Annotated in this window: 23 protein-coding genes; 11 read left to right on the top strand and 12 right to left on the bottom strand. The window is 71.4% G+C overall.

Annotation, left to right across the window (positions count from 1 at the left end; all coding sequences use genetic code 11):
• Positions 1-37: 37 nt before the first annotated feature.
• Complete coding sequence (locus tag SSMG_RS17135) at positions 38-1,744, top strand: ABC transporter substrate-binding protein (RefSeq protein WP_009077867.1); 1,707 nt, start codon at positions 38-40, stop codon at positions 1,742-1,744.
• 47 nt (positions 1,745-1,791) lie between these two features.
• Positions 1,792-3,084, top strand: a complete 1,293-nt coding sequence (locus SSMG_RS17140; RefSeq protein ID WP_009077870.1) for an AarF/ABC1/UbiB kinase family protein — start codon at positions 1,792-1,794, stop codon at positions 3,082-3,084.
• On the opposite strand, the gene SSMG_RS17145 is transcribed toward SSMG_RS17140, so the two are convergent.
• On the bottom strand, positions 3,041-3,718 hold the full coding sequence (locus SSMG_RS17145; protein ID WP_009077873.1) for a hypothetical protein: 678 nt from the start codon (positions 3,716-3,718) through the stop codon (positions 3,041-3,043). The genes SSMG_RS17140 and SSMG_RS17145 overlap by 44 nt on opposite strands.
• Positions 3,719-3,784: 66 nt before the next feature.
• On the opposite strand from SSMG_RS17145, the gene SSMG_RS17150 reads away from it, so the two are divergent.
• From SSMG_RS17150 to SSMG_RS17170, 5 genes are read left to right on the top strand one after another with little or no spacing between them, the layout of a single operon-like run.
• The gene (locus SSMG_RS17150; RefSeq protein WP_009077875.1) at positions 3,785-4,492 is read left to right on the top strand and encodes a crotonobetainyl-CoA--carnitine CoA-transferase; all 708 of its coding nucleotides are present in this window, start codon (positions 3,785-3,787) and stop codon (positions 4,490-4,492) included.
• An 18-nt stretch (positions 4,493-4,510) separates the two neighbouring features.
• Positions 4,511-5,797 carry an aminotransferase class V-fold PLP-dependent enzyme gene (locus SSMG_RS17155; protein ID WP_199785919.1) on the top strand — a complete coding sequence of 429 codons (1,287 nt, stop codon included), beginning with the start codon at positions 4,511-4,513 and terminating at the stop codon, positions 5,795-5,797.
• Entirely contained in the window at positions 5,794-6,666 is an 873-nt protein-coding gene (locus tag SSMG_RS17160; protein ID WP_009077878.1) for a class I SAM-dependent methyltransferase, read from the top strand. Before SSMG_RS17155 ends, SSMG_RS17160 begins: the two co-directional genes overlap by 4 nt.
• Positions 6,666-7,793 carry a PLP-dependent aspartate aminotransferase family protein gene (locus SSMG_RS17165; RefSeq protein WP_037713972.1) on the top strand — a complete coding sequence of 376 codons (1,128 nt, stop codon included), beginning with the start codon at positions 6,666-6,668 and terminating at the stop codon, positions 7,791-7,793. Before SSMG_RS17160 ends, SSMG_RS17165 begins: the two co-directional genes overlap by 1 nt.
• A complete protein-coding gene (locus SSMG_RS17170) occupies positions 7,790-8,689 on the top strand; it encodes a homocysteine S-methyltransferase family protein (RefSeq protein WP_009077881.1) in 900 nt (299 codons plus the stop codon). Before SSMG_RS17165 ends, SSMG_RS17170 begins: the two co-directional genes overlap by 4 nt.
• 5 nt (positions 8,690-8,694) lie before the next feature.
• Here SSMG_RS17170 and SSMG_RS17175 read toward each other — a convergent pair whose 3' ends face one another.
• From SSMG_RS17175 to SSMG_RS17195, 5 genes are read right to left on the bottom strand one after another with little or no spacing between them, the layout of a single operon-like run.
• Positions 8,695-9,543 (bottom strand): maleylpyruvate isomerase N-terminal domain-containing protein, encoded by an 849-nt coding sequence (locus SSMG_RS17175; RefSeq protein WP_050788209.1) that lies wholly within the window; start codon positions 9,541-9,543, stop codon positions 8,695-8,697.
• Positions 9,544-9,562: 19 nt separating this feature from the next.
• The gene (gene add / locus SSMG_RS17180; protein ID WP_009077885.1) at positions 9,563-10,579 is read right to left on the bottom strand and encodes an adenosine deaminase; all 1,017 of its coding nucleotides are present in this window, start codon (positions 10,577-10,579) and stop codon (positions 9,563-9,565) included.
• Positions 10,576-11,901 carry a metallopeptidase TldD-related protein gene (locus SSMG_RS17185; protein ID WP_009077888.1) on the bottom strand — a complete coding sequence of 442 codons (1,326 nt, stop codon included), beginning with the start codon at positions 11,899-11,901 and terminating at the stop codon, positions 10,576-10,578. Before SSMG_RS17185 ends, add begins: the two co-directional genes overlap by 4 nt.
• Before the next feature lie 6 nt (positions 11,902-11,907).
• On the bottom strand, positions 11,908-13,383 hold the full coding sequence (locus SSMG_RS17190; protein ID WP_009077890.1) for a TldD/PmbA family protein: 1,476 nt from the start codon (positions 13,381-13,383) through the stop codon (positions 11,908-11,910).
• Complete coding sequence (locus SSMG_RS17195) at positions 13,383-13,550, bottom strand: hypothetical protein (RefSeq protein ID WP_158688045.1); 168 nt, start codon at positions 13,548-13,550, stop codon at positions 13,383-13,385. Before SSMG_RS17195 ends, SSMG_RS17190 begins: the two co-directional genes overlap by 1 nt.
• Positions 13,551-13,649: 99 nt before the next feature.
• On the opposite strand from SSMG_RS17195, the gene SSMG_RS17200 reads away from it, so the two are divergent.
• On the top strand, positions 13,650-14,195 hold the full coding sequence (locus SSMG_RS17200) for a carboxymuconolactone decarboxylase family protein (protein WP_009077892.1): 546 nt from the start codon (positions 13,650-13,652) through the stop codon (positions 14,193-14,195).
• Between the two features lie 23 nt (positions 14,196-14,218).
• On the opposite strand, the gene SSMG_RS17205 is transcribed toward SSMG_RS17200, so the two are convergent.
• The 4 genes from SSMG_RS17205 to SSMG_RS17220 form a co-directional block, all read right to left on the bottom strand.
• On the bottom strand, positions 14,219-15,598 hold the full coding sequence (locus SSMG_RS17205) for an NDP-hexose 2,3-dehydratase family protein (RefSeq protein ID WP_009077894.1): 1,380 nt from the start codon (positions 15,596-15,598) through the stop codon (positions 14,219-14,221).
• 6 nt (positions 15,599-15,604) lie between these two features.
• The gene (locus SSMG_RS17210; RefSeq protein ID WP_009077896.1) at positions 15,605-16,714 is read right to left on the bottom strand and encodes a DegT/DnrJ/EryC1/StrS aminotransferase family protein; all 1,110 of its coding nucleotides are present in this window, start codon (positions 16,712-16,714) and stop codon (positions 15,605-15,607) included.
• Positions 16,715-16,866: 152 nt separating this feature from the next.
• Positions 16,867-17,736, bottom strand: coding sequence for an NAD(P)-dependent oxidoreductase (locus SSMG_RS17215; RefSeq protein ID WP_037713976.1), 870 nt, complete (start codon positions 17,734-17,736; stop codon positions 16,867-16,869).
• Positions 17,733-18,956 (bottom strand): class I SAM-dependent methyltransferase, encoded by a 1,224-nt coding sequence (locus SSMG_RS17220; protein WP_286156961.1) that lies wholly within the window; start codon positions 18,954-18,956, stop codon positions 17,733-17,735. Before SSMG_RS17220 ends, SSMG_RS17215 begins: the two co-directional genes overlap by 4 nt.
• A gap of 208 nt (positions 18,957-19,164) precedes the next feature.
• Between SSMG_RS17220 and SSMG_RS42465 the strand changes: the two genes are divergently transcribed.
• Positions 19,165-21,006: a 6-bladed beta-propeller gene (locus SSMG_RS42465; RefSeq protein ID WP_050788210.1), complete on the top strand. Its 1,842-nt coding sequence runs from the start codon at positions 19,165-19,167 to the stop codon at positions 21,004-21,006.
• Positions 21,007-21,025: 19 nt separating this feature from the next.
• Here SSMG_RS42465 and SSMG_RS17230 read toward each other — a convergent pair whose 3' ends face one another.
• Positions 21,026-22,429, bottom strand: a complete 1,404-nt coding sequence (locus SSMG_RS17230) for an NAD(P)/FAD-dependent oxidoreductase (protein WP_009077904.1) — start codon at positions 22,427-22,429, stop codon at positions 21,026-21,028.
• A 118-nt stretch (positions 22,430-22,547) separates the two neighbouring features.
• Here SSMG_RS17230 and SSMG_RS17235 point away from each other — a divergent pair, with 118 nt between their 5' ends.
• Positions 22,548-24,092: a long-chain-fatty-acid--CoA ligase gene (locus tag SSMG_RS17235; RefSeq protein WP_037713980.1), complete on the top strand. Its 1,545-nt coding sequence runs from the start codon at positions 22,548-22,550 to the stop codon at positions 24,090-24,092.
• A 555-nt stretch (positions 24,093-24,647) separates the two neighbouring features.
• Here SSMG_RS17235 and SSMG_RS17240 read toward each other — a convergent pair.
• On the bottom strand, positions 24,648-25,340 hold the full coding sequence (locus tag SSMG_RS17240; protein WP_009077908.1) for a crotonobetainyl-CoA--carnitine CoA-transferase: 693 nt from the start codon (positions 25,338-25,340) through the stop codon (positions 24,648-24,650).
• A 429-nt stretch (positions 25,341-25,769) separates the two neighbouring features.
• Here SSMG_RS17240 and SSMG_RS17245 point away from each other — a divergent pair, with 429 nt between their 5' ends.
• On the top strand, positions 25,770-26,036 hold the full coding sequence (locus SSMG_RS17245) for a MoaD/ThiS family protein (protein ID WP_009077910.1): 267 nt from the start codon (positions 25,770-25,772) through the stop codon (positions 26,034-26,036).
• Positions 26,037-26,040 lie beyond the last annotated feature (4 nt).

The raw sequence follows: 26,040 nt of genomic DNA on the forward strand, positions 1-26,040 counted from the left end.
GGTAAGAGCCGGGGTCGGCGGCCGAGGGGAGTCCGGCATGGAGAGCGCGAGACCGGTCCGCGGCGGCACGCTGCGGTACTTCGGTTCCGGCGGAATGGACCACATCGATCCGGCGTGCGCCTACTACGCTTTCGACCACCAGATCATCCGGCTGTTCGCCCGGCAGCTGTTCAGCTACCCCACCACGCTCGACGAGACGGCGCTGCGCCCGGTGCCGGACGTCGCGGCCGAGATGCCGACGACCGCCAACGGCGGCGTGAGCGAGGACGGGCGCACGTACGTGATCCGGCTGCGCCCCGGCGTGTGCTGGGACACCGATCCGGTGCGCGAAGTCACCGCCGCCGATTTCGTCCGCGGGTTCAAGCGGATGTGCAACCCGGTCGCCGGGGCCGGCGCGGTCGCGTACTACACCAGCACGATCAAGGGAATGGCCGAGTTCGCCGAGGGCTACCGCGCGGCGTTCGCGGACGTCCCGCACCCCGCGGCGGCACAGCTGGCCGAGTACCAGAACTCCCACGAGATCTCCGGGCTCGCCGCGGAAGGGCCGCGGGTCCTGCGGATCGACCTGATCCGCCCGGCCAACGACATGCTGAACATCCTGTCGATGATGTTCGCCTCGGCCGCGCCGGCCGAGTACGACCGGTTCGTGCCCGGCAGCCCGGAGATGGCCGGTGCGCTGCGCTCGAACGGACCGTACCGGGTCACGGCGTACGAGCCGGGCCGGCGCCTGTCGATGGCCCGCAATCCCGCCTGGAGCCAGGAAACCGACTCGGTGCGCCACCAGTACGTGGAACGCATCGAGGTGGAGATGGCGCAGGTGGACGACAGCGAGGTGCGGCGCCGGATCGAGACCGGCGAGGCGGACCTGTCGTGGGGTTCCCCGGTGATCAGCAAGGACCGGCGGGTGCTGGACGCGGACCGGCACCTCGGCTACGCGCTGAACCCGTACCTGGTGTTCAATCTGCGCAGCCCCAACTCCGGCGGCGCGGTGCGGAAGCTGGGGGTGCGGCGGGCGATCGCCTACGCGGTCGACAAGGCCGCCAAGGTGAAGTTCTTCGACGAGATGAACGTCGGCACGGTCACCGAGCCCGCGCACACCGCGATCCCGCGCGGGAACTTCGGGTACCGCCCCTACAACCGCTATCCCACGCCCGGCGACCGGGGCGACCCCGAGCGGAGCCGCCGCCTGCTCGCCGAGGCCGGTTATCCGGACGGCGTCCGGCTCAGAGCCGTGTACCGCGACGACGCCGTGCACGCCGAAATCGCCGAGTCCTACGCGGAGGACCTGGCGGCCGCGGGCATCACGGTGGACCTGGTGCTGGTCGGCCAGTCGGACGACTTCTACCGGATCCTGCAGGACCCGGCCATGGCCGAAGCGGGGGAGTGGGACCTCGCCGCGGCGGCGTGGACCCCGGACTGGTTCGGCAACAACGGCCGCGCCTACGTGCAGCCGATGTTCCAGTCGAATTTCGCCGCGGGCACCACGAACTACGGCGACTACCGCAACCCGGCGGTCGACCGGTTGATCGAGGAGGCGCTGTCGGAACCGGATCCGGCGCGCGCGGAAAGCCTGTGGCACCAGGTGGACCGACAGGTGCTGGAGGACGTCGCGATCGTTCCGGTGATGGCCTGCGAGCCGACCATCCCGCACATGACGAGCCCGCGCGTGCGCAACGCGCTGCCCATGCCGCAGATCGACCGATGGCTCGACGCGGCGAATCTCTGGCTTGATCCGCCGGACTGAAGGGCGGCCAGGAAACTACTGCCGGATATCCCGAGTTGGGGGCTGAGATGGCGTTGCGGACCCGCCTCGCGGTGCGTGCGGTGCGAGTGCTCGCCACGGCGGCCGCGGTACTCGGTCCGGCGGCTGTGCGCACCTTGTTCCGGGCGGCGGTGCGCGGGAGGGAAGCGGCGCTCGGATACTTCTGGGCCCGCGTCACGGTGTTGCTGACCAGGCTGGGACCGACGTTCGTCAAAGCCGGCCAGGTGCTCGGCACGCGCAGGGACGTGGTGCCCGCCGCGCTGTGCGACGCACTGTCTGTCCTGCAGGATTCGGTCGCGCCGCTGAACGAGGCCGAGACCGCGCGCGCGGTGAAGGAGGCTTACGGCAGCGAGGCCGACGAGGTCTTCGCGGAACTGGACCCGCGGCCGGTCGCGAGCGGCAGTGTGGCTTCGGTTTACCGGGCGCGGCTGCGAACCGGGCAGGACGTGGCGGTCAAGCTCCGCCGTCCCGGCATCGAGCGCGTGATGACCGACGATCTCGCGCTGATCCGGCGCGGTGCGGCGATCGCGGCGCGGCTCCCGGTTTTCCGTGACGTTCCGGTGCGCGAGGTGGTCGGCAGCCTGGCCGACGCGGTGCTGGGCCAGCTCGATTTCGAGCGGGAGGCGAGAAGCCTGCGGCGGCTGCGCGAGAACCTGTCCGAGGTGCCGCGGGTGTGGGTGCCGAAGGTGTACCCGGAGGCGTGCCGTCCGCGCTGCATCGTCATGGAGTTCGTCCCCGGGCTCGTGCTGGACGCCGCGGACGGGTGCGGCGCCGCGGCGCGCAGGCGGTTCGCGGCCTCCGGCATGGCCGCGATGTACCAAATGCTGTTCGTGGACGGATTCGTGCACTGCGACCTGCATCCGGGCAATCTCTACTTCACCCGCGGCTCCCAGGTGGTGGTGCTCGACGCCGGGTTCAGCGTGCAGCTGAGCGACCGGCTGCGGCGGCAGTTCGCCGAGTTCTTCCTGAACATGGCGATAGGCCGCGGCGAGCAGGCGGCCAGGATCGTGCTGGAAAGCGCCGCCGGGACAACCGAAAACGCCGACGTGCCGGGGTTCACCGAGCGGATGGCCGACCTCGTCGAGCGCAGCCACGGCCTGCCCGCCAAGGAGTTCAGCCTGATCGCGTTCGCCGCGGAGATGTTCGACCTGCAGCGCCGCTTCGGCATTCACGCCGCGACCGAGCTGATCTTTCCCTTGCTGTCCCTGCTCGTCATCGAGGGCACTGTCCGGGCGCTCGATCCGGATCTCGACTTCCAGGAAGCGGCGAGGCCGCAGCTCATGCGCGGCCTGTTCGGGGCCGGCCGGGGAGCAGCGCGCTGACGTCGAGCGCGGCCAGCGCGCGGGCCGGGAAATCGCAGTACCACAGGTGCTCGCCGTCCCAGGTCATCCCGGTCGGCCTGCCGGGCGCCCGCAGCGCGCCGAGGGGCTTGCCGGACTCCGGGTCGATCGCGCGGACGAGGGCGTCGTCGAAATCGCCGTAGCACACCATGCCCGGCAGGCAGGTCAGCCCGGACGGCGAATCGCCGTCCACCGGGAACTCGCGTTCGACCAGCATGGTCTCGTAGTTCCGCAGCTGAACGACCGTCGGGCCGCGCAGGCACATCCACAAGCCGTCCGTCCCGAACTCGATCCCGGTCAGCCTTCCGCTGGCGGGCAGCACTTCTTTCTCTCCGCGCAGCTGACCGGTGCCGGGGTCGAGCTGAAGGATCCGCTTCGGGCGCCCGCCGACTTGGAGCAGGGAGACGCCGTCGCAGGCGAGGTCGGCCCGGGCGCGCGGACAGGCCAGCTCGCGCCGGACGGAACCGTCGGCGGGGTCGATGGCGAAAACGGTTCCGGCCTCCTGGTCCGAATGCCACAGCAGCGTGCCGTCCCAGGTGAGTCCGCACAAATAGGAGCCCGGGGCCGGCAGCGTCCGCACGATCGGCGCGGCCGGCGCCGAGTCTGTGGTCGCCATGTGCTGTCCTTTCGCCGCCTCGCGATGTCACTATAATAATATATTGCCAGGCAAGGGGGTGCTGGAATGGATTCCGCGCTGGCGGTTCTCGCGCAGGCGCAGGCGGACGGACGCGGGCGCGCGGGCGCGCGAATCGCGGACGCGGCAACGGCGACACTGAACTGGGACGACGCGTACTGCCGCCGGGTGGCCGCGTACTACGACCAGGGCCCGCTGTTCGACCTCGACGCGGCCCTCGCGGAACGGTACCGCCGCTTCCAGCGGGAGACGGGGGAGCACTTCCAGCTCGTTTCCGAGGCGGGCATCGAGGTGCGGCCGTGGCGAGGGCCGGGGCAGCCGTACCGCACGTCGGCCGAATTGCGGGCCGCCGTCCGCGCCACCGGCGTCCTGCACGTCTACCTGACCAGCACGGCACATGGCCCGGGAACGCGCCGCGCGGGGCACCCGATGGCCGAGCCGTCCGGGGTCGTCGCGGACGGCGTGCGGCTGTGCCACAACGATGTTTTCCGTGCGGTGCACGACGTGTTCGGGCATGTGCTGTCCGGTGCCGGGTTTTCGCCGCGGGGCGAGTTCCGGGCGTCGTTCTGCCACCTGAGCATGTACTCCGAGCCGGTGCACCCGGTCCTGTTCACCGAGCAGATCGCGCAGATCTGCTGGTATTTCTACGGGCCGCACGCGGCGCGGCGCCAGTACCCCGAGCAGAAGGTGTTCGCCTTCCCGGAGGTCTTCGTCGAGGAGTTCCGGGCACTGTTCGCCCTGGAAAAACTTACTTAAAGAAGATATGCTGACCCGGTGACCGAGCTTATGGACGCCAGGCGGCTCGGGGCGGCCGTCCACGCCGATTTTCCCATTCTGGCCCGGCGATTCGGCCCCGATCCGCTGGTGTACCTCGACAACGCGGCGACCTCGCAGAAACCGCGGCCGGTGCTCGACGCGATCCTGGGCTACTACACCGAGGCCAACAGCAACGTGGGCCGCGGCTACTACCGGCTGAGCATGGCCGCCACCGAGGCGTACGAAGGAGCGCGCGCGGCCGTGCAGCGAGCGCTCAACGCGGCGCATCCGGACGAGGTCGTCTTCACCGCGGGCACGACCGCGTCGGTCAACCTGGTCGTCGACACGTTCGGCCGGGCGACGGTGCACGAGGACGACCAGGTGGTCGTCACCGGCATGGAACACAATTCGAACCTGCTGCCGTGGCGCAGGCTCTGCGAGACGACCGGCGCGGAACTGGTCGTCGTGCCCGCGGAGGGCACCGGACGGGTGGACCCGGCGAGGTTCGCCGAGGCGCTGGGCCCGCGCGTGCGCATCGCGGCCGTCGCGCACGTGTCCAATGTGGTCGGCACGGTGAACCCGGTCCGGCGGATGATCGCCGACGCGCATCGCCTGCGGATCCCGGTGCTGGTGGACGGTGCGCAGGCGGTCCCGCACCGGCGGGTCGACGTGCGGGACCTCGACGCGGACTTCTACTGCTTCTCCGCGCACAAGGCCTACGGCCCGATGGGCACCGGGGTGCTGTACGGGAAACGGGAATTGCTTTCGCGCCTGGAGCCGTACCAGGTCGGCGGCGGCACGGTGAAAGGCGTGACCTTCGAGGAACCCGTGGCGTACGTGCCCGCCCCCGCGCGCCTCGAGGCGGGAACGCCGAACGTCGCCGGCGCGGTCGGGCTGGCCGCCGCGTTGTCCTATGTGGACGAACTGGGCTGGGACGAGGTCCGGCGGCACGACGAGACGCTGGTGCGCACCGCGGCCGAGATGCTGGGCAGCTTGTCCCGGGTCCGGATCATCGGGGACCCGGCGGCGGAGCCGAGCGGGATCGTGTCCTTCGCAGTCGACGGGATCCATCCGTACGACGTGGGCGGGCACCTCGACCGGCATGGCGTCGCGGTGCGCAGCGGGGTGCACTGCGCGAACGTCTTCGTCGACAGCTTCGGCGTCGTGGGCACGGTCCGGCTCTCGTTCGCGGTGTACAACACCGAAGCCGAGATCGACCTCGTGCGGCGCGCGGTCGCGACGGTCGAACCCGGGTTCTGGACGGCCGAGCATCCGCGAGAACGGTTCCTGGAGGCGGGCGAGTGACGGCCACCGGGTTCGACGCCGCCGGCTACAAGCGGGACCAGCGGGAGAACTGGGACGCGATCAGCGAGGGCTGGGAGGCGTGCCGCGCCGAGTTCGAGACCGGCGGCGCCCCGGTTTCCGCGCTCCTGCTCGAACTCGGCGGCGTGCGGCCGGGACACCGGGTGCTCGACGTAGGGACCGGTACCGGCGATCCCGCGCTGGCGGCTGCCGCGGCGGTGGGGCCGCGGGGCCGGGTGACCGGGATCGACCTCGCACCGGGAATGATCGAGCGCGCTCGCGCCAGGGCGGCGTCGGGCGGCAACGTCGCGTTCGAGGTCGGCGACGCGGAATCGCTGGACCGCCCGGCCGCGTCGTTCGACGTCGTGCTGAGCCGGTGGGGCCTGATGTTCGTGGTGGACCGCGCGGCGACGCTGCGGTCGCTCGCGCGGATGCTGGCGCCGGGCGGGGTGCTGGCCGCGGCCACGTGGGCGGCGCCGGGGTCGCTGGCCCCGATGACCTCGCTCGGCTTCGGAGTGCTCGCCAGGCGGCTGGAACTGCCGCCGCCGCGGGAGGGCGCGCCGAGCCCGTTCAGCATGGGCGATCCGGAAGTGCTCCGCGAAGAGCTGGCCGAGGCCGGATTCGGGCAGATCGAGATCGGTTCGTTCGAGGCGCCTTTCGTGCTCAGCTCGCCGGAGCGTTATGCCGAGTACAGCAAAGCGGTCGCGCCGCCGGGGCTCAAGGCGCTGCTGCGCGAGCGGTTCGGCAGCGAGGACGACCCGGACACCTGGGCCGAGGTCGCGGACGCCGCGGCCGCGTTCCGGCGGGCGGACGGCCGGGTTTCCCTGCCCAGCAAGACGTTGCTGGCGCGAGCCGTCTCGCCGGCGGCCTGATGCGCTTCGACACCAGGCTGGTGCACAGCGGCCAGCGACCGGAGCCGGGCACCGGCGACCTCGTGCCGCCGATCCACGTCGCGACCACCTATGACCGGTTCTCGCAGGATCCGCCTCGCTGGTTCTACGGGCGGGGCGAGAATCCGACGCGGGAAGCGCTGGAAGAATGTCTCGCCTCGCTGGAGGACGCGCCGTTCTGCACCGTGTTCTCCTCCGGGCAGGCGGCGGCCGCCGCGGCGCTTTCGCTGCTGTCGCCAGGGGATCGGCTGGTGTCCTCGGACGACGTGTACGGCGGCACCTACTCGTTGTTCGCCGAGGCGGAGAGATACGGGATCCGCGTGGAGTACGCGGATCTCGCCGACCCGGCCGAGGCTCACCGTGCGGTGGCGGGCGCGGACCTCGTGTGGGTCGAGAGCCCGAGCAACCCGCTGCTGAAGATCACGGATCTGGCCGGCGTCGCCGCCCGGGCCCGCGACTGCGGCGCGAAAGTGGTCGTGGACAACACTTTCGCCGGCCCGGCCCTCCAGCAGCCGCTCGGCCTCGGCGCCGACGTGAGCCTGCACAGCACGACGAAGTTCGTCGCGGGCCACGCCGACGTGCTCGGCGGGGCCTTGATCTGCCGCGAAGAGGAGCTGCACCGTCGTTTCGCGGCCCATCGCACGGTGACCGGCGCGGCGCCGGGCGGCCTCGACTGCTACCTCGTCCACCGGGGAGTCAAGACGCTGTCCCTGCGGGTGGCGCGACAGGTCGAGAACGCACGGGCGCTGGCCGAAGCGCTCGTCGCCTCGCCGAGGGCGGCGGACGTGCGGTACCCCGGCCTGGAATCGCATCCGGGGCACGCGCTCGCCGCCGTCCAGATGTCCGGGCCCGGGTCGGTGATCAGTTTCCGGTACCGCGGCGACCCGGAGAAGCTGCTCGCGAGCACGCGGTTGTTCGCCTGCGCGGTGAGCCTCGGCGGCGTCCGGTCGCTGATCGAATGCCCGGCGCTGATGACGCACCGGCCGGTTCCCCGCCCGGTCCGGCTGGCGGCCGGGATCACCGACGACCTGATCCGGCTCTCGGCCGGGATCGAGGACGCCGCCGATCTTCTCGAGGACCTGGACCACGCGCTGGAAGGACGACCATGACGGATCCCATCCTGCTCGACGGCGGCGTCGCGACCGAACTCCAGCGCGCGGGCCTGTCCGTGCGCGACCCGTGGTGGGCCACGCGGGCGCTGCTCACCGACCGGAACCGCCGGCTGCTCCAGTCGGTGCACGAGGCGTACCTGGCAGGCGGGGCGCGGGTGATCACGGCGAACACCTTCCGCGCCAACCTCCGCGCGCTGAGGAAGACGACGCTGGATGGCGCGGGGCAGGCGTGGATGGTGCACGCGGCGGTCGGCGTGGCAGGCGCCGCGAGGAACGCCGCGCGAGTGCCGGACGCTCTCATCGCCGGGTCGATCGGCCCGGTCGAGGACTGCTACCGCCCGGACCTGGTGCCGCCGGACGACGAACTGCGCGCCGAGCACGGCTGGCTCGCGCTCCAGCTGTCGCGGGCCGGGGCGGACCTGTTCCTGATCGAGACCATGAACACGATCCGCGAGGCCAGGATCGCCGTGCGGGAAGTGCTCGCCGTCGGCGGCCGGGCGTGGGTTTCCTTCGCCTGCGACGACGACGGGACGCTGCTGTCGGGGGAGCCGGTGGCCGGCGCGGTGCACGCGGTGCAGCGGGACGGCGCGGAGGCGGTGCTGGTCAATTGCACCGGCCCGGAGGCGACCGAGGTCGCGCTCCGCGCGCTGTGCCGGGGCCGGTACGGGCTGATCGGAGCCTGCCCGAACCTCGAGGACCGGACTGGCCTGGCCGCGGGCGAGCACGTCGACCGCGCGCTGCCCTCGACGCTGGAGCCGGAGCAGTTCGCCGAGCTGCTCGCTCGCTGGCGCGCCGAGTACGGTCTGGACATCCTGGGCGGGTGCTGCGGCACGACCCCGGCGCACATCGCGGCCGCGCGGCAGGTGCTGGCCGAACCGCAGCTGGTCGACTGACCGGGCTACGGAAACCTCACCGCACCAAGGAACCTGGCCAGCGACCACGGTTTCCGGCCCCAGACCAACGTTTTCCCGGTGCACGCCGCGCGCACCACGCTCAGCCGGCCGAACAGCACCTGCATCAGCGCCGCGGGCTGGAAGTGCAGCTGCGCGTCAGCGGGGTGGTCGCCTGGCAGGACCGCTATCCGGTCGCGCCGCGCCTCCAGCACGACGGGCGCGGTGTACCGGGAGCGAAACCGCACCGACACCGGCCGGTCGGAGAAAGGTTCGTGGACGAGCAGCCGTCCGGTGTCGTGCGAGAGCAGCTGGACGAGGAAGAGCTCGAAAGCCATCGCGGCGTCGTTGTGCGGGATCGGCCATCGTGCGCCAATGGCGGACGCGATGTCGCGGCCGTGCAGGTGCAGTTCGTTGAGCAGGTGGGCGTAGCAGCCGGCCAGCGGCAGGCGCGCGCCGCCCAGCCAGCTCACCAGCTGGTCCGGTTCGGCGGTCCGGCCCGCGTCGAGGAGCCGGCCGACATCCTCGGCGACCCGCTCGGCCAGGGCAGCGGGAGCGCGTTCGGTCAGCTGGTCGAGGGCGAGAGCGTTGAGGTCGCCGAGTTCGTCCAGCGCGGTGGCTTCGACTCGCGCCGCTGCCCCGGGGATCGGGCGGGGCGGCGACACGCCCGGCAGCACCGCGGCGTAAAGCTCCGCCACGGTCGCGACGTGCGCGGCTGTCTCGGCCACCGTCCAGCGGCCGATCGCCGCGGCCTCCGGATGCTCCGCCGTCTCGACGAGCCGGGCGAATCTTTCCGCCGTTCGGGCGAGCGAACCGCGCACCGCCCGCCAGCTGCTTTCGGTGATCGGCCCGGCCACCGAAAGAGGATATAAGAAATTAAATCGATCGGGCAAGGACCAGCCGGTCCAAGTCGCCGAGCAGCCCGGCGGCGACCTCCGGGGCGCAGAACGCGGCGGCGACACTGTGCCGGACGAGGGTCGCGAGTTCGGCCTCGGAAAGGCCGAGGCGGTCGCGGCACGTCCGGAATTCCGCGTTCGGCGACGTGCCGAACAGCCCCGGGTCGTCGGTGCCGAGCGCGACCGGGACCCCCGCGGCCAGTATCCGCCGCAGCGGGTGTTCGGCGAGCGAAGGGACGGCGCGGGTGCGGAGGTTGGAGGTCGGGCAGATTTCGAGGGTGATGCCGTGGTCGGCGAGGTGCCGCAGCAGCCGGGGATCCCGCGCGCTCGCGATTCCGTGCCCGACGCGCTCGGCGCCGAGGTCCCTGACCGCGGACCAGACCTCGTCCGGTCCGGTGGTCTCGCCCGCGTGCGGCACGCTGTGCAGCCCGGCTGCCTTCGCTCGGGCGAACACGTCGCGGAACAGCCGCCGCGGGACACCGGCTTCCGGCCCGCCGAGCCCGAATCCCACGGTGCCGGAAGGGCTTTCGCGCAACACCCAGTCCAGCGTCGCCTCCGCGCCCGGCGGGCCGTCGTCTCCGGAGACGTCGAACACCCAGCTCAGCTCGACGCCGAGGCCGCGCGCGATCCGGCGGCCGGAGCCGAGTGCCTCGGCGAGTTCGCGCGGTGCGATCCCGGCTTTGCGGTGGGAGAGCGGGGTGACGGTCACCTCGGCGTAGCGCACGTTGTCGCGGGCCAGGTCGGCGGCGAGCCCGGCGACCAGTGCTTCGATGTCGGCTCCGGTCGTGACCACCCGGTTCACGGCGGTGTAGACCGCGAGGAAATGGGCGAAATCGGTGAACTCGCAGTACTTCGCGACTTCGGCGGGTTCGGCGGGCACGCCGCGTCCGGGATGGCGGCGGGCCAGTTCCGCGACGGTGCCGGGGCTCGCCGAACCCAGGAGGTGGACGTGCAGTTCGGCTTTCGGCAGCGCGGCCGGGAATTCGTCCGGGGTCACGGGCCGACGCCGAAGTCCGAGACGCGCAGCGGCGGCATGGCGGTCCGGGTGCAGTAGCCGTGCCACTCCCTCGGCAGGGTCCGCTCGGTCCGGCCGGCTTCGGCGAGCCGCGCGAGCAGGGACAGCGGGCTTTCGTTGAACCGGAAGTCGCGCACCGGGCCGGCGATCTCGCCGTTCTCGACGAGCTGGACGCCGTCGCGGGTGACCCCGGCGAGCAGCAACGACCGCGGATCTGCTTCGCGCAGATACCAGACGGACGACACCAGCAGGCCGCGGCGGGTGCTCGCGATCAGGTCCGCCAGCGTGCCGCTGCCGCCGTCCAGCACCAGGTTGTCGATCTTCGGCGTGTACCGGAGGCCGCTTTTCCGCGCGGAGTACCGGGTCTGGGTCAGTGCGCTGAGCACCCCGCCGCCGATCCATTCCGTGCGCGACAGGGGCATCCCGTTGTCGAAGACCGAATCCGCCGCGGTGGACGCGAGCGCGAGGACGAACGGCGCGCATTCCAGGCCCTGCTCGGCGGGATCGCTGTAGAGCGTCACCGGAACGCCGGCCAGCCGCTCGCCGACGCGGGTCCCGCCGCCGGGCGCGCTGAACGCGGAACCGCCGCCGAGCGCCTCCAGCGCGTTCGCCGACTGGTGGAACCGGAGCATGAAGTCGGCGGCGGCCGACGGCGCCAGCAGCACCTCGTAGTCGCCCGCGGGAAGCGGGATCCGCCGCGGCGTCCGGTGCAGCCTCGCCGTCGCCTCGTCCGCCGTCGCCGCCAGGTCCACCGCCGCGAAGTCCGCCGCGCTCGCACCGGCCCAGCTGGAAGACCGCCGGTTCTCCGCCGTGAGGTCGAGGATCGCGGAAGGCTGGACATGGCGCCGCCGCAGGCCGGTGGACGACGCGGCATAAGTCGTGCGCACCTGGCGCTCGGCGTAGCCGGAGAAGCGGGCGTCGCGCTCGAACACCTCCGCCAGCGCGGGGATCAACCCGCCGAAGTCGTCGAAGGACGTCCGAACCGGGGGCTCCGCCCAGTCCGGCGACTCGCCGGAGGGCAGCGGCTGGGCGTCGGGCGCGGGCGGGGCCCGGCGCGCGGTGCGCTCCGCGGCCCGGACCATTCCGGTGATCGCCTCGGGAGAGAGGTCCCCCTCTCTCGCGACCACGCCGGCGCGGTCCCCGGCGACCGCGACGACCGTGAGCCGCTGCGCCCGAGTGAAGCCGTTGGCAGTCAACGAGTTCCGTGACCAGCGGAGGTGCGCGGCCGAAGTCTCCTCGGCGATGGCGAGGCACGAATCGCAGTCCCGGCTCGCCGCTACGGCTCGTTCCGCCGCCCACCGCACGGCGCCTCACCCGGCCCTGACGACCGATATTCCGGCGAACACCGCGGCGGGACAGCCGTGGCTCGTCGCGGAGGTCTGCATCGGCTGGCCCTTGCCGCACATGTCGGCGCCGAACACGCGGTAGCTCGACGGCCCGCCGAGCGCGGCGAGCGCGCGCCAGAACGCGGTGGTCCGTGCCTGGTAGGCGACTCCGGAGAGCTGCCCGGCCAGCCTGCCGCCGCGGATGCGGTAGGCGCGCTGCGCGGAGAACTGGAAGTGCTCGCGCCGGGTGTCGATGGAAAAACTGTCCGAGCCGGCGAGGTAAATGCCTTCGCCCACCCCGGAAATGAGGTCTTCCACGCCGGGGCCGTCCGGCACGGGACACAGCGACACGTTGGGCATCCGCGGCAGCGGGACATGCCGGGCCGATTCGGCGAAAGAGCATCCGTTGGAGCGCCGGGCCCCGATCGCCCGCGCGGTGCCGCGGTCGGACTGGAATCCGGTGAGCACGCCGTTTTCCACGAGCGGCCACGACTGCGCGGCGACGCCTTCGTCGTCGAAACCGATGGTGGCCAGGCCGTGCGGAGCCGTGCGGTCCGCGGTCACGTTCATCAGCGACGAGCCGAAGCGGAGCGAGCCGAGGCTTTCCGGCGCGGCGAAGCTCGTGCCCGCGTAGGACGCTTCGTGCCCGAGCACGCGATCCAGTTCGGTCGCGTGGCCGACCGATTCGTGCAGGGTCAGCCACAGGTTCGACGGGTCGAGGACGAGGTCGCGGACTCCGGGTTCGACCGGCGTCGCGCGCTCTTTCTCCGCGAGTTGCCCGGGCAGGGCGGCGAGTTCGGCGTCCCAGTCCCAGCCGTCGCCGTCGAGGTATTCCAGTCCCCGGCCGGCGGGCGGGCCCAGTGTGCGCAGCGCGGCCGCGGCGCCGGTGACGAACACCAGCGGATGCAGCCGGATCCGTTGCTGGGTGGTGACGGTGCCCGCGGAATCTGCGTAGAACTTGTTCTCTTTGACGGCGAACAGGTGGGCGACGACCTGTTTGACCGGGTCCGCCGACAGCAGGCGGCTGCTCCAGTCGAGAAGGACGCCGGTGCGCTCCGCCTCTGGTGCCGAGAACGGGTCGACAGCCGCGGGGGAGACCCAGGTTTCGCCGCTGTACACGGGTTCTTGCACCGGTTCGGCGGTCCGTCCGCCGAGAGCGGCGGAAGCCTCGGCCACCGCGACAGCTTCTTCGGAAGCTCGCGCCGCCGCGTCGGGCGTGGCTTCGGAGGTGGCGGCGAACCCGGTGCCATCGCGACGCCGCACGCGCACCGACAGGCCGGTGACCGTCTCGTCGACGCTGCCGCGCACAGTTCGGTCGTGCACTGCGGAATGCGCCTTCCGGACGCGTTCGAACCGGAATGACGCCTGGTCCGCGCCGAGTTCTCGGGCCCGGCTCAACGCGGCGTCGGCGAGACCGGAAAGCGGCAGCGCGAGGAAGGCTTCGTCAATCCCCGCGGACATCAGCGGGCGCGGTCCGGGACGACCGGTGCGCCGGATTCCGCCCACCAGGCGTGCTCGGCGCTGTGCGGCACGGGGTCCCCGAGGTAGCGGGCCTCGCGCGGCCGCACCGCTTCGGCCGGGCGTTCGGGGGAGAGCGGGAAGCGCAACGGGTCCTCCTGATCGATCATCGCCGGGCACCCTTCGGCCTTGACTTCACCGTCGCCAGTCACTATCGATTATAGGAGTGACTTCGGCGGATTCGTCAAACCGAGCGACGGGAGGGGCGGATGGCGCACATCGAGCTCGGCTCCGGACAGCCCGGAATACTGGGATTGTTCGCCTTCCGCCCGGAGACGGCGAAACCGCTCTCCGAACTCGCCGAGGTGCTGCTGCGCGGGCCGAGCACGCTGAGCCGCGGCGAGCGCGAGCTGATCGCCGCCGTGGTTTCGCGGGGCAACGAGTGCTTCTTCTGCGCCTCGGCGCACGGTGCGGTGGCCGCGGCGCAGCTCGCCGGCGGTGCGGAAGCGGTCGAGTCGGCGGCGCGGGACGCCGATGGGGCATCGATCTCGGACAAGCTGAAGGCGTTGCTCAAGATCGCGTCGCAGGTGCGGGAGGGCGGGCGCTCGGTCGACGCGGCTGCCGTCCTCAGCGCGAAGACCGCTGGCGCGACGGACCTGGAGATCCATGACACGGTGTTGATCGCCGCGGCTTTCTGCATGTTCAACCGCTACGTCGACGGCCTCGCGACATTCGCGCCGAGCGACCCGGCCTCGTATGCGAATCAGGCGAAGAAAATCGTCGATGACGGTTACCTCGCGGTCGGCCGCGGCTGAAGTGCCTCAAGGCCTGCGCACGCTCATCCCGTGCGATCCCGGGCGAGCAGCGTCCCGAGGCACGACACCAGCGTGCGCGCCTCGACGTTGAAGTAGTGGCCGTGTCGGATCAGCGCGCTCACCTGGTGCATGGCCAGCCAGCGATGCCGCGGCGACGGCGTCAGCGCCACCTCCGGGCCCACCTCGACTATCCGGTACCGGGTCAGCGCGTTGCGGAACCGGCCGCCCTCCTCGGACAGCACGGTGTCGAACCGGACCGTGCCGTGCCCGGGCCACCACGACCGTTCGGCGTCCGGGATCGGCTCGGTCGCCAGCGCCTGGACGGTCGGAGCCAGCTCGACCCGGTCAAGCAGCCCGAACTCCGGCTTCGCCTGGAACAGCAGGTGCGCTACCCCGTCGAACACGCGGACCAGGAGGGTGGCCACCCCGGTGCCGTACGGTTCCAGCATCGGCTGGGCCCACCGGGCGACTTCCCGGTCGGCGGCCCGCACGCGCACCCCGACGACGCGGAACCGCGACCGTTCCCGGTCGACGATTTCGTGCCTGCCGCGCAGCCACCCGTCGACCGCGTTCAGCGGGATCGTCCGGGCGTGCTCGTCGCACTCCGCCTTCGCCGAGGCGAACCAGCTCAGCACGGCCCGTTCGGTGTGCAGCGCCTGTGTCCCGCGCCAGGACCGCAGCAGTGCGGCGCGGAACGGGTCGGCGGCCCTCTCGGCCCGGATCTCGGGGACGTCGGCGGGCATGCCGGACAGCACCGTGCGGGTGTCCATGTTGACCAGGTTCGGCACGGTCAGCAGGGCCCGCACCAGGCGCAGCGGCAGCCAGGCGAAATTCGGCTCGGCCGCGACCGGTTCCTCGGCGCGCACGATCATGTTCCGGTTGCTTTTGTGCCAGAACCAGCAGCCTTGCTCGGATTGGATCGCGTCGGCGCGGATCCGCCGCGTCGCCACCCCGGCGAAGTGCTCCAGATACGGCGGCCTGCGCCCGCCGTGGACCTGGGTGTAGTTGCTGCGGGTGGCCTGCACGGTAGGCGAGAGCTGCACCCCGTTGCAGTTTCCCGGTTCCGCCTTGGCCTGCAGGAGGCAGTAGGTGACGCCGCGGTGCTCGGCCACGAGGATGCCCAGGATGCCGATCTCGGGCTGGCAGATGACCGGCTGCCGCGTGACGACCTCGCCGCCGCGGACGCCTTCCAGCCCGGCGACGGAGAAGAACCGGCCGCTGACGTGCGTGAGGTTCCCGGTGTCCGGCTCGAACTCCCAGCCGGCCAGGTCATCGAGCGCCGCTTCGGCGACGTCGATCCGGTTCGCCGCGCACCGCTGCGCCCACCACGCGCGGAAAGCGGGCAGCGAATCGACGACGTCGTCCGGGTGCGGCGCCGCGCGTGCCCTCGTTCCGCTCGTCATGTCCGGTCAGCCGATCGCGCGCAGCAGTGCGTCGAGCACGCGGTCCTGGTCGGCGGGCGGCAGCGACGGGTACATCGGCAGCGAGAAGATCTCCTCCGCCGCCTGCTCGGCGACCGGCAGATCGCCTTTCCGGTACCCCAGCCGGAGAAACCCGGTCTGCCGGTGCACCGGCCAGGGGTAGCTGACGGTCAAGGCGATGTCCTCGTCGCTCAACCGCGCGAGGATCCGGTCCCGCTCGGGGTGCCGGACCACGTACAGGTAGTACACGTGCGTGTTGCCCGGCGCGACGACCGGCGTGCGGACCGCCTCGACCCCGGCCAGCGCCGCGTCGTAGCGCGCGGCGATCGCGCGCCGGGCGGCGATGTAGCCGTCGAGCCTGCGCAGCTTGCGGCGCAGGATCTCCGCCTGGACCTCGTCGAGTCGCGCGTTGAACCCCGGCGTCCGCACCACGTGATAGGTATCGGCCATCCCGTAATAGCGCAGCCTGCGCAGCGCGCCCGCCAGGTCGTCGAGGTCGGTGAGAACCGCGCCGCCGTCGCCATAGGCGCCGAGCACTTTGGTGGGGTAGAAGGAAAACGCTGCGAGATCGCCGACAGTGCCCGCCCGGGCCCCGTCGCGGCGCGCGCCGTGGGCCTGCGCGCAGTCCTCGATCAGCCGCAGCCCGTGCCGGTCCGCGATCCCGCGCAGGGCCGTCAGATCGGCGCACTGCCCGTAGAGGTGCACCGCGACAATGGCCCGGGTCCGCGGCGTGACCGACGCCTCGACCTGGTCGGCGTCCATCAGGTAGGTGCCGTCGGCACGGATGTCCACCAGCACCGGAGTCGCCCCGGCCGCGTCGATCGCGACCACTGTCGGCGCGGCGGTATGGGACACCGTGACGACCTCGTCGCCCGGACCGACGTCACAGGCGCGCAGCGCGAGGGCGATCGCGTTCGTCCCGTTGTCGACGCCGACGCAATGCCGGACTCCGTGGTATTCCGCGAATTCCCGCTCGAACCCCCGGACACTGGCCCCGAGCACGAGCTGCCCCGAACGGAAAACCGTGTCCACCGCGTCGAGAATGTCGTCCCGTTCGGCGGCGTACTCGTTCAGGTATCCCCAGACTCGTTGCGGCACAGGCCCTCCTCTGCGCCCCGGCCCCCGTCGCTCGGGCCGCGAGACGTTCGATCCAGTATCCGGCGCGGTTTCGCGGGAAACAAGGGGGCCGGAAACCATTGCGCTGCAGTGCGAAGGTGCGTCCGATCGCCGTTCGCGACGCGCCGACTCGCTCACGGCAGGGCCGCCGCGACGGTTTCCTCCAGACCGGTTCGGACGGACATCCGCGCCGCCCACCCGGTCCGCTCCTGGAACGCCGTGGGATCGACGACCATGCTCGCCAGCTCGGCGGCGCTCAACGGGCGCGGCGGCGGCACGGCGACCACCGGAACCGGCGCGGTGTCCGTCCGGCGGGCGACGATCTCGGCGACCGTCCGGAACGCGTCGCCGAGCGGGGTTCCCACGCCAGTGCCGGCGAGCCAGTGCCGGCCGGCGAGTTCGTCGGCATGGTCCAGTGCCGCCAGCACCGCCGCCGCGGCGTCCCGCACGTGGAGCAGATCGCGCCGCACGGTTCCGTCGTGCCACATGGTCAACGGCTCGCCCGCGATCGCGCGGCGGAGCACAGAGGTGAGCGCTCCGCTGTCGAATCGGCCGTTCGCGGCGCTGTGCCCGTAGACCGTGGGAAGTCGGATGGACACCCCGCGCACGGCGCCTTCCGCGGTCGCCAGCAGGAGGGCACGTTCGGCCGCGTGCTTGTCCCTTTCGAACGCGGTGGCCGGCCTGTCCTCCTCGGTGCCGTCCAGGAGGCTCCGCGGCGGCACACCGACCTGCGTGACCGTGCCCGCGTAGATCACGACCGGCGGCTTGGCGTCGAGAAGTCCGGCCATCACCCCGGAATCGAGCGACGGCGTACGATGGTCGGCGAGGAGGCAAACGACGGCATCCGCGCCGTCCACCGCCTTGCGAAGCTCTTCCGGGTTCCGGAGGTCCCCGGACCGGCGGCTCGCCGCGCGCACCCGCACCGGCCGTTCCGCAAGCGACGCGGCCACGGCGGAACCGATCACGCCCGTCGCCCCGAGCAGCACGATCAGCGGCTCGGTCATAGCAGGCGCACCTCGGGAACATGAACCAGCCACCGGCCGCCGCTCTCCCGGAATCCCGGCTCCTTCGCCACTATTTCCTCCGCGTGGTTCCAAGCGAGCAGCAGGGCGTAGTCCGGGTAGGGCCGGGCGAACTCTTCGGGCGGCCGCACCGGGATGTGCGTCCCCGGCGTCACCAAGCCCTGTTTGCCCGCCGTCGAGTCGCAGATGAACGGCAGCAGCTCCGGGCCGATCCCGCAGTAGTTGAGGAGGGTGGCGCTCTTCGCCGTCGCGCCGTAGCCGACCACCCGGGCGCCCGATCGCCGCAGCGCCGACAGTTCCGCGCCGAGCCTTTCCCGCACCCCCGAAGCTCTCTCGGCGAAACCGGCCAGCGTCGCCGGCGCCGTCAGCTTCCGTGCCTCCTCGTCGGCGAGAAGCGAGCCGACCGCGGGCGACGGCTGCCGGCGGCCGCTCCGAGCCAAGGTGTACCGGACCTCGCCACCGTGCACGGGCACCCGCCGCACGTCGACCAATTCGAAGCCGAACCGCCGCGCCGCTTCCCGCACCGACCGCGCCGAGAACAGGTAGAAGTGCTCGTCGTAAATCTGGTCGAACGCCGTCTTCTCCACGACGTCTCCCGCATACGGGTCCTCGAAAACGAACACGCCGTCCGGCGCGAGCAGCGCGTGCACCCCGCGGAAGACCTCGCCCAGGTCCGGGATGTGGCTCACCGTGTTCGCCGCGAAGATCACGTCGGCTTTCCCGTCGACGTCCGCGACCTCCCGGGCGGAGTCTTCGCCGAAGAACTCCTTCCTGACCCGTACGCCTTGTGCGGCGGCGATGTCCGCCACCTCGCCGGACGGTTCGAAGCCCAGGTGCCGCACCCCGGCCCGCTGTGCCGCGCGCAGGATTATCCCGTCGTTGCTGCCGATCTCGACGAGGAACGGATCGGGCCCGGCGAGCGCGGTGCGGAGCAGGTTCTCGGCCACGCCGAGGAAATGCCGGCTCATCCGGCTCGAACTGGACGAGAGAAACGGGTAGTCCGCCCGGAACATCAGCTCGGGCGGAACCTCGTCGAGCTGCTGCACCAGCGTGCACGTGCCGCACTGCCCGACCGCGAGCCGGAAGCGGAACTCGTCGGAGGTGTCGTCCGGCTCCCGGTACTGCTGCGAGATCGGCTGGAGCCCCAGGTCGAGAAACTCCTCGACCGGCCCGCTGCACATCCGGCACGCCGATTCCGCCACTCGGGTCACTATACATCAGTAAAGTCCTCGCCGAGAGGTGTTGCGCCGCCGGGAATCTCCCGGCCTGGCAGCAGGGCGAGGCAACCTGCGCGCGAAACGCCGGCCAACCTTGACGCAATAGGAAATGATAGTAAAATACCCAGGCGGGAAGCCGGCCGTGGCAACCCCGCCCGGCGTGCTCCCGACTACGAAACGTCAGGGGATCGAGATGCGAAGGCGCAGCGCACCGGGAGAGTTCCGCAACCCGCAAGGACTTTCGATCGACCAGGACGGCAACCTCGTGGTGATCGTGGGCTGCACCCGGCCGCCGCACGTCCAGGTCTTCCGGCCGGGCGGCGAGCGGTCGGCGCAGGCGGCGCCGTACACGTTCCGCAACAACATCGCCAATCCCGGCCCGACGCAGGCGCCGCTGTGGCTCGAGACCCGCCAGCGGACCGAGGACGGCGGCTTCCGGGGCGACGCCGACGGTCGCGGCGGTGCGGAGTGGCGCTATCCCATCGACTCCGCCGTCGACGCCGACGGCCGCGTGCTCGTCCTCGACGGGCACGTGATCAAGATCTTCGGCATCGACGGCAACCACCTGTCCACGTTCGGCGGCTCGGGCTGGGAGGAGCAGGACTTCATCAGCCCGTGCGGCATCGCGACCGACAGCCGGAACCGCATCGTCGTGACCGACAACGCCGGGGCCAACCCGCATGTGAAGCCGGAGCGCCCGCGCGGACAGGTCAAGGTCTTCGACCGCGACGGCGAGTTCCGTTTCAGCTTCGGCCCGTTGGGCGCGGACGCCGGGGAGCTGAAGTCGCCGATCGGCGTGGCCACCGACAGCCAGGACCGCATCATCGTCGCCGACCAGGGGAACAACCGCGTCCAGATCTTCGACTCCTCCGGCGCGCACGTCGCCCACTTCGGGACGCTGGGCACCGGCGACGGCGAGCTGAACTGGCCCTTCGGCGTGGCGGTCAACGCCGACGACGAGATCATCGTGGCCGACGCCGGGAACAACCGCGTGCAGGTCTTCGATTCCTCGGGCCGGTATCTGCGCCAGTTCGGCTCGCTCGGCCTCGGCGACGGCGAGCTGAACTATCCGTTCCACGTCGCGGTGGACCGCGAGAACAACATCGTGGTCGCGGACTCGGGCAACGACCGGGTGCAGGTTTTCCGGCCGGACGGACGGTACGCGGCGAAGTTCGGGGTCGTCCGGAAGCGCACGGTGCACGCCTTCGGCGAGAGCGACTTCAACTTCCCGATCGGCCTCGCCCAGGACTCGAAGGGCAACGTCCTCGTCTCCGACACGCGGAACCACCGCGTCCTCGTCCTCAGCCCGGACGGCGATCTCGTCCGCGCGTTCGGGGAGCTGGGTTCGGCCCGCGGCCAGTTCCACTTCCTCACGATCCCCACCTCGCTGGCAGTCGACGCGCAGGACCGCATCCACGTGGTGGACCCCGGGAACCAGCGGGTCCAGGTGTTCTCGCCGGACGGGGAGTTCCAGTTCGAGTTCGGCGGCCTGGGCCGGGGCGAAGGCACGTTCAACACCCCCTCGGGCATCGCCGTGGACTCCGCGGGCCGGATTCTCGTCGGCGACGGCGGGAACAGCGTGGTGCAGGTCTTCGACTCCGCGGGCGAGTTCCTGTTCCAGTTCGGCGAGAACGGCGACGGCGAGGGCCAGTTCAACGGCTTCCAGATCGGCGTCGCCGTGCTCGAGGGCGACCGCGTCGCCGCGGTCGACGGCAGGAACCACCGCGTCCAGATCTTCGACGCGCGGGGCGTCTTCGAGCGCAGCATCGGCACCGAGGGCGTCGAGGAGGGCAACTTCCGGATGCCGGGAGCGGTGAGCGCCGATCGCGCCGGCGCCAGCTTCGCGGTGACTGACCCCGGCAACGACCGGGTGCAGATCTTCAACGCGGCCAGCGGCGACCTGGAGGGCGTGCTGGCGGTCACCGGCCAGACCTGCGGCGACCTCCTGCTCGACGCGCGGGCGGCACGGATCCTGGTGTCCATTCCGGCCAACGACCGCATCCAGGTCTTCGCGATGAACACGGAGGACACCTGACCCGGCGCCGGGCCGGCGGTCAGGGCGCCAGTGCGGCCAGGAGCCGCGCCCGGTCCTCCGGCCCGGCCGCCCGGTGCGGCCGCGCCTCCGCGCCGGCCTTCTCGAGGACTTCGGCCATCCCGGGACGGGCGAACACCTCCGCGGGCAGGGCGGTGCACAGGAAGATCTCGAGCAGACCGCGGAACGCGTCAGGGTCGTAGCGGGCGGCGGCGGCCAGCCGCCCGGTCGGCGAATCCGCGGGCAACGGCGGCTTTCCGCGGCGGATAGCGTCCATTTCGGCGACCCGCACCGCGTCCGCGTCGAACTGATCGCGCACGAACGGCGCCACGTCCCGCTCGGTGCGAGAGTCCCACTCGACGGCGAACGCCGCCGGATCGTCCAAGCGGTCGCGAACGACGCGGCGCAGCGTCTGCGCGTGCAGCAGCCCCACCGCGAGCCCTCTGCCCGCGGAAGGGTTGGTGCACGCCCACGCGTCGCCCACGGCGGCGAATCCGGTGGCCACCGGCCGGCCGTCGACCGCGAAGCGGCGGTGCCGGTCCATGATCCCGGCCATCGCCAGCACGTCGGAGATCGGCGTGGCGTCCAGGAAGGGCGCGATCCGGGGGTTGAGCGACGCGACGCGCGTGAAGACGTCCGGATCCCGGAGGCTTTTCAGCGGCGCGTCGTCGCTGAGCCCGAACACGGTGACCGACCAGGTGTCGTTGTCGCTGTCGATCGTGAGCAACGAGACGCTGCCCATCGGCTGCAGGGGCGGGCCGCGGCGTTCCGGGCGCCGCGGCGCGGTGAAATACCGCGTGTAGTAGACGAATCCGCGATCCCCTTCCGCCACTTGGGGATTCGGTGCGCCGGCCGCGGACAGCCAACGGGCCGACGGGCTGCGCCTGCCCATCGCGTCGACGACCAGATCGGCCGGGAACTCCGCACCGTCCTCGGTGCGCACTCCGGTGACGTGAGGCACGCCGGGCACGACCTCCGCGCCGAGACGCAGTCCCGCCACCCGCACGCCGCGGCGGACCTCGACGCCGCGGTGCTCGGCCGCGGCGGCGGCCACCACGGACTCCACGACCGGCCGCCGCCCGGTGACCGCCAGCAGGCGCTCGTCTCCCGGGCGCGGACCGCGTTCGGCGATCGACCGCGGCGCGTGGCGCACGTAGTCGACGGGGAGGCATCCGGCGGCCCGCAGCCGATCGGTGAGCCCGGGCAGTTCCTCGTCGCACACCAAGCGGAACCGGCTCAGCAGGCTGTGCGGCTGGCGGAACTGGGCGACTCCGCGCCGCCGCCACGCCTCCCACGTTCCCGGCCCCTCGGCAGGCGCGCCCTCGGGGTCGGCCTCCAGCACGGTGACCTCGTGCCCGTCGGCCGCGAGCATCATGGCGGCCGCCAGCCCGATCACACTGCCGCCGCACACCGCTATCCGGCTCATCCGCGCCCTTCGCCGACCTCCAGTCGCTAAAGATTATGATAGCGTTTTTTCCGGTCGGGGGCAGTACAGACATCGTGACGCTCGAGTCCGGCACGTGCCGGCGGATCGGAGAGCCGCCATGTATCTCACCCAGGGCCTGCACCGCGTCGTCCAGCAGCGGCCGGGCGAGATCGGCACCGTCTGCGCCGGTCGCGTGCGCACGCACGCCGAGTCCGCCGACCGGATCGCCCGTCTCGCGGCCGCCTTCCGCGGACTCGGTCTCCGCGACGGCGACCGGGCCGCGATCCTGTCCGCCAACTCCGACCGCTTCCACGAGTCCGCCGCCGCGACGCTGTGGGCGGGCGGCGTCGTCGTCCCGGTCAACTGCCGGTGGAGCGTCGCGGAGATCGCCGAATCGCTGGCCGAGGTCGACGCCCGGATCCTGGTGGCCGACGACGCCTTCGCCGGGCTCGCCGGCGCGATCCGGGCGGGGCACGGCCGGCTCGCGCACGTCGTCCACTCCGGCGACGGCCCCACGCCCGAGGGTCAGCACGCCTTCGAGGAACTCGTCGCCGGCCACGAGCCGATCGAGGACGCCCGTCGCGGCGGCGACCAGCTCGCGGGCGTGTTCTTCACCGGCGGCACGACCGGACGGTCCAAGGGCGTCATGCTGAGCCACGGCAACCTGCTGACCTCGGCCATGGGCTGGCTGGCCACCGAGGACTTCTCGCCCGGCGGGATCCTGGTGTACGCGTCGCCGATGTTCCACCTCGCCGCGTTCACCACCTGGGTCTTCAGCGGCGTGCTCGGCTGGACGCAGGTGATGACCGCCGCGTACGACCCGCTGACCGCGGCGGCGGCCGTACAGGAATATCAAGCGACCGATCTGACGCTGGTGACCACGATGATCCAGATGATCGTAGACCACCCGAGGATCGGGGAGTTCGACCTGAGCAGCGTGCGGCGGGTCATGTACGGCGCCTCGCCGATGTCGGACGCCCTGATCGCCCGCGCGATGACGGCGCTGCCGAACGCCCGGTTCATCCAGGGTTACGGCATGACCGAGCTGGCCCCCGCGGCCACCGTCCTGCGGCCCGCCGATCACGAGGACTCGGCACGGCGCAAATCCGTGGGCCGCGCAGCGCCGCACTGCGAGGTGCGGATCGTCGACGCGGCCGACGCCGAGCTGCCGCGGGGCGAGGTGGGCGAGATCGTCGTGCGCGGCGGCAACCTGATGCTCGGCTACTGGAACCGCCCCGAGGAGAGCGCCGAGGTGCTGCGCAACGGCTGGATGCACACCGGCGACGTCGGCTGGATGGACGACGAGGGCTACCTCTTCCTCACCGACCGCCTCAAGGACATGATCATCTCCGGCGGCGAGAACGTGTATTCCGTCGAGGTGGAGAACTGCCTCGCCGCGCACCCGGCCGTGGCCGCGTGCGCGGTCATCGGGGTGCCGGACGACACGTGGGGCGAGCGAGTGCACGCGGTCGTCGTCCCCGTCGCCGGCGCCGCCGTGTCCCTGGAGGACCTGCGCTCCTTCTGTGCTCGGCGGATCGCCGGGTACAAGGCGCCCCGCTCGATGGAGGTCGTCGACGCGCTCCCGCTGTCGGCGATCGGCAAAGTGCTCAAACGCGAGTTGCGCCGACCGTACTGGGAAAAGCAGGAACGGGCCATTCACTGATCGGAAATGCCCATTAATCCGGACCTCGACAATGCGGTTACCACGGTTTCGCGCTGATGCCGTTGCGTTCGTTTCCGGTATTTATTCCGCTCGCCTCGCGATAGCGATTCTCGTGCCCGATATGCGGATCCGGATCGGCATTCAACGCTTCCCCGGGGACTGTTTCGCAATCTGCCGCAAAGCCCCTTTACGGTGGGAGGCGCGTCTCGTGCTGCACCGCTCGCCAGGGACGTTCATGCCTTACGCGGCGGCTGCTGCGGCGTCCGCCCATTCGCGCGCACAGGATCCGCCGCGTTTCTCGGGTTGGCGTCCAATAGCCACCTGGCAAACGGCGGCCTGGCCGTCTCCTCGAAATCCAGGTCCGGGTCGAGGACGCGGATCGTCGGCAGCGGAGAAAGCAGCGAAAATCTCAGTTTCGACTCGGGGAGAATGCCGAAAGCGCCGCTGCGAGGTCGAATGTCTCCGGTATCCGCGGCGCTGCCTGGCCGTTTCGCGTGACACAGAAGGCGCTGGTCGCAGCAGGCGAACCCTGATCGGCAGCGCGGGACGAGACCGCTATCGGGCTCCTGCGGCGGCGCCGGCGGCGTCTGTCCCGGCGTCCAGACCCAGCAGATCGCAGCATCGGACGACCGCGTCCATGTCGCCTTCCAGGGTCAACCGGCCGGTCACCATCGCCATCAGCGGCGTCAGCCGTCCCGCGCCGATCTGCACGAAGGTGGCGGCATCAGTCTTGGCATGCATGGCAGGCCGGTCCGCTTCGCCCTTCACCGCACGCGCCCGGCCGTTCGCCGTCTCGATGTGGAACACCTCGTCGTCGACCTGGAACTCGTAGCTCTCCGCGGTGTCCGGCGCCACCCGTTCCTGGTCGAGCATGGCCTCGACCGCGAGGAAACCCCAGTGCGGCCGCACCGTGTCTTCGGGGCTGAGATCGCCGACGAACTCCATGCCCCACCGCGCCAGCCCCAGAATCAGCGGCCGGAGTTCCTCGCCCGCCTCGGTCAGCCCGTAGGCCAGCTGCGCGCCGGTGCCCCGCACGTCCACCTGGCGGGCGACGCCCTTGGCGACCAGGAACTTCAAGCGTTCTGCCAGCAGGTTCGTGCCGATCCCCGGCAGGTTGGCCAGGATGTCGCTGTACCGCGCCGGCCCCATGAGCAGTTCGCGGACGATGAGCAGGGTCCAGCGCTCGCCGATGACGTCAAGCCCGGACGCGAGGCCGCAGTACTGGTGATAACTCCGCCGGCTCGTCACGCCGCACCTCCGCTGCCTATAACCGCACCTGAGCCACCTGCGACCACTAGTCTATCCGGTAGTTGCCGCAGTTTCCGCACAGCGGGAAAGCCGCCTGATTTCAGGGAGGCTGACCGGCTTCTGTCCCGAATAGCGGCACAGAAGCTTCCGCCCTCTCCGTGCGTTGTGGTTTGCCGGCGGAATCGAATTTCACTCCTCTTGCGGAGACACCCTAACTCCGTCGGCGAATTGCCGCACGCCGCGGCGAGTCGCGACGCCGCGCACCCTCGCGCGTCGCAGGAGGAGGCGCCGGTCGCTCGGCAAGGGGAGGACGGCCGTGCGGGTAACTAGAAAAAATTATAGTATGAGCCGGGTCGGCTGACGGTGCGACGGCTTCCGCTTCCCGGCGCGACGCGGCGAGCGGGCGCACGACGACTGAGGAGGTTCGCAGTGGTGACGATAGTGGTCCCGTCGGTGTGGACGGCGGATCGGCGCTCACAGTTCGAGGTCGAGGAGGGGCCGCTGTACGACGTCCTCCGGCGATTTGTCGCACAACGCCCCGACTGCCGGGAGCGGGTGCTGGCGCCAGACGGCCAGCCGTTGCAGTTCGTCAACGTGTCCGTGAACGACCAGCTGGTGCCCCGGAAGCAACGCGCCGCGACCGTCGTGCCTGCCGGCAGCACCGTCATCCTGATCGCGCCGATGGCCGGGGGATAGGTCT

Source organism: Streptomyces sp. AA4, from assembly GCF_000158875.1.
Lineage (GTDB): Bacteria > Actinomycetota > Actinomycetes > Mycobacteriales > Pseudonocardiaceae > Amycolatopsis.

Bases quoted from the DNA above. Each gene is read 5' to 3' on its own strand.
- SSMG_RS17135 (WP_009077867.1), top strand. From the start codon at position 38: ATGGAGAGCGCGAGACCGGTCCGCGGCGGCACGCTGCGGTACTTCGGT.
- SSMG_RS17140 (WP_009077870.1), top strand. From the start codon at position 1,792: ATGGCGTTGCGGACCCGCCTCGCGGTGCGTGCGGTGCGAGTGCTCGCC.
- SSMG_RS17145 (WP_009077873.1), bottom strand. From the start codon at position 3,718: ATGGCGACCACAGACTCGGCGCCGGCCGCGCCGATCGTGCGGACGCTG.
- SSMG_RS17150 (WP_009077875.1), top strand. From the start codon at position 3,785: ATGGATTCCGCGCTGGCGGTTCTCGCGCAGGCGCAGGCGGACGGACGC.
- SSMG_RS17165 (WP_037713972.1), top strand. From the start codon at position 6,666: ATGCGCTTCGACACCAGGCTGGTGCACAGCGGCCAGCGACCGGAGCCG.
- SSMG_RS17170 (WP_009077881.1), top strand. From the start codon at position 7,790: ATGACGGATCCCATCCTGCTCGACGGCGGCGTCGCGACCGAACTCCAG.
- SSMG_RS17190 (WP_009077890.1), bottom strand. From the start codon at position 13,383: ATGTCCGCGGGGATTGACGAAGCCTTCCTCGCGCTGCCGCTTTCCGGT.
- SSMG_RS17195 (WP_158688045.1), bottom strand. From the start codon at position 13,550: ATGATCGATCAGGAGGACCCGTTGCGCTTCCCGCTCTCCCCCGAACGC.
- SSMG_RS17200 (WP_009077892.1), top strand. From the start codon at position 13,650: ATGGCGCACATCGAGCTCGGCTCCGGACAGCCCGGAATACTGGGATTG.
- SSMG_RS17205 (WP_009077894.1), bottom strand. From the start codon at position 15,598: ATGACGAGCGGAACGAGGGCACGCGCGGCGCCGCACCCGGACGACGTC.
- SSMG_RS17215 (WP_037713976.1), bottom strand. From the start codon at position 17,736: ATGACCGAGCCGCTGATCGTGCTGCTCGGGGCGACGGGCGTGATCGGT.
- SSMG_RS42465 (WP_050788210.1), top strand. From the start codon at position 19,165: ATGCGAAGGCGCAGCGCACCGGGAGAGTTCCGCAACCCGCAAGGACTT.
- SSMG_RS17230 (WP_009077904.1), bottom strand. From the start codon at position 22,429: ATGAGCCGGATAGCGGTGTGCGGCGGCAGTGTGATCGGGCTGGCGGCC.
- SSMG_RS17235 (WP_037713980.1), top strand. From the start codon at position 22,548: ATGTATCTCACCCAGGGCCTGCACCGCGTCGTCCAGCAGCGGCCGGGC.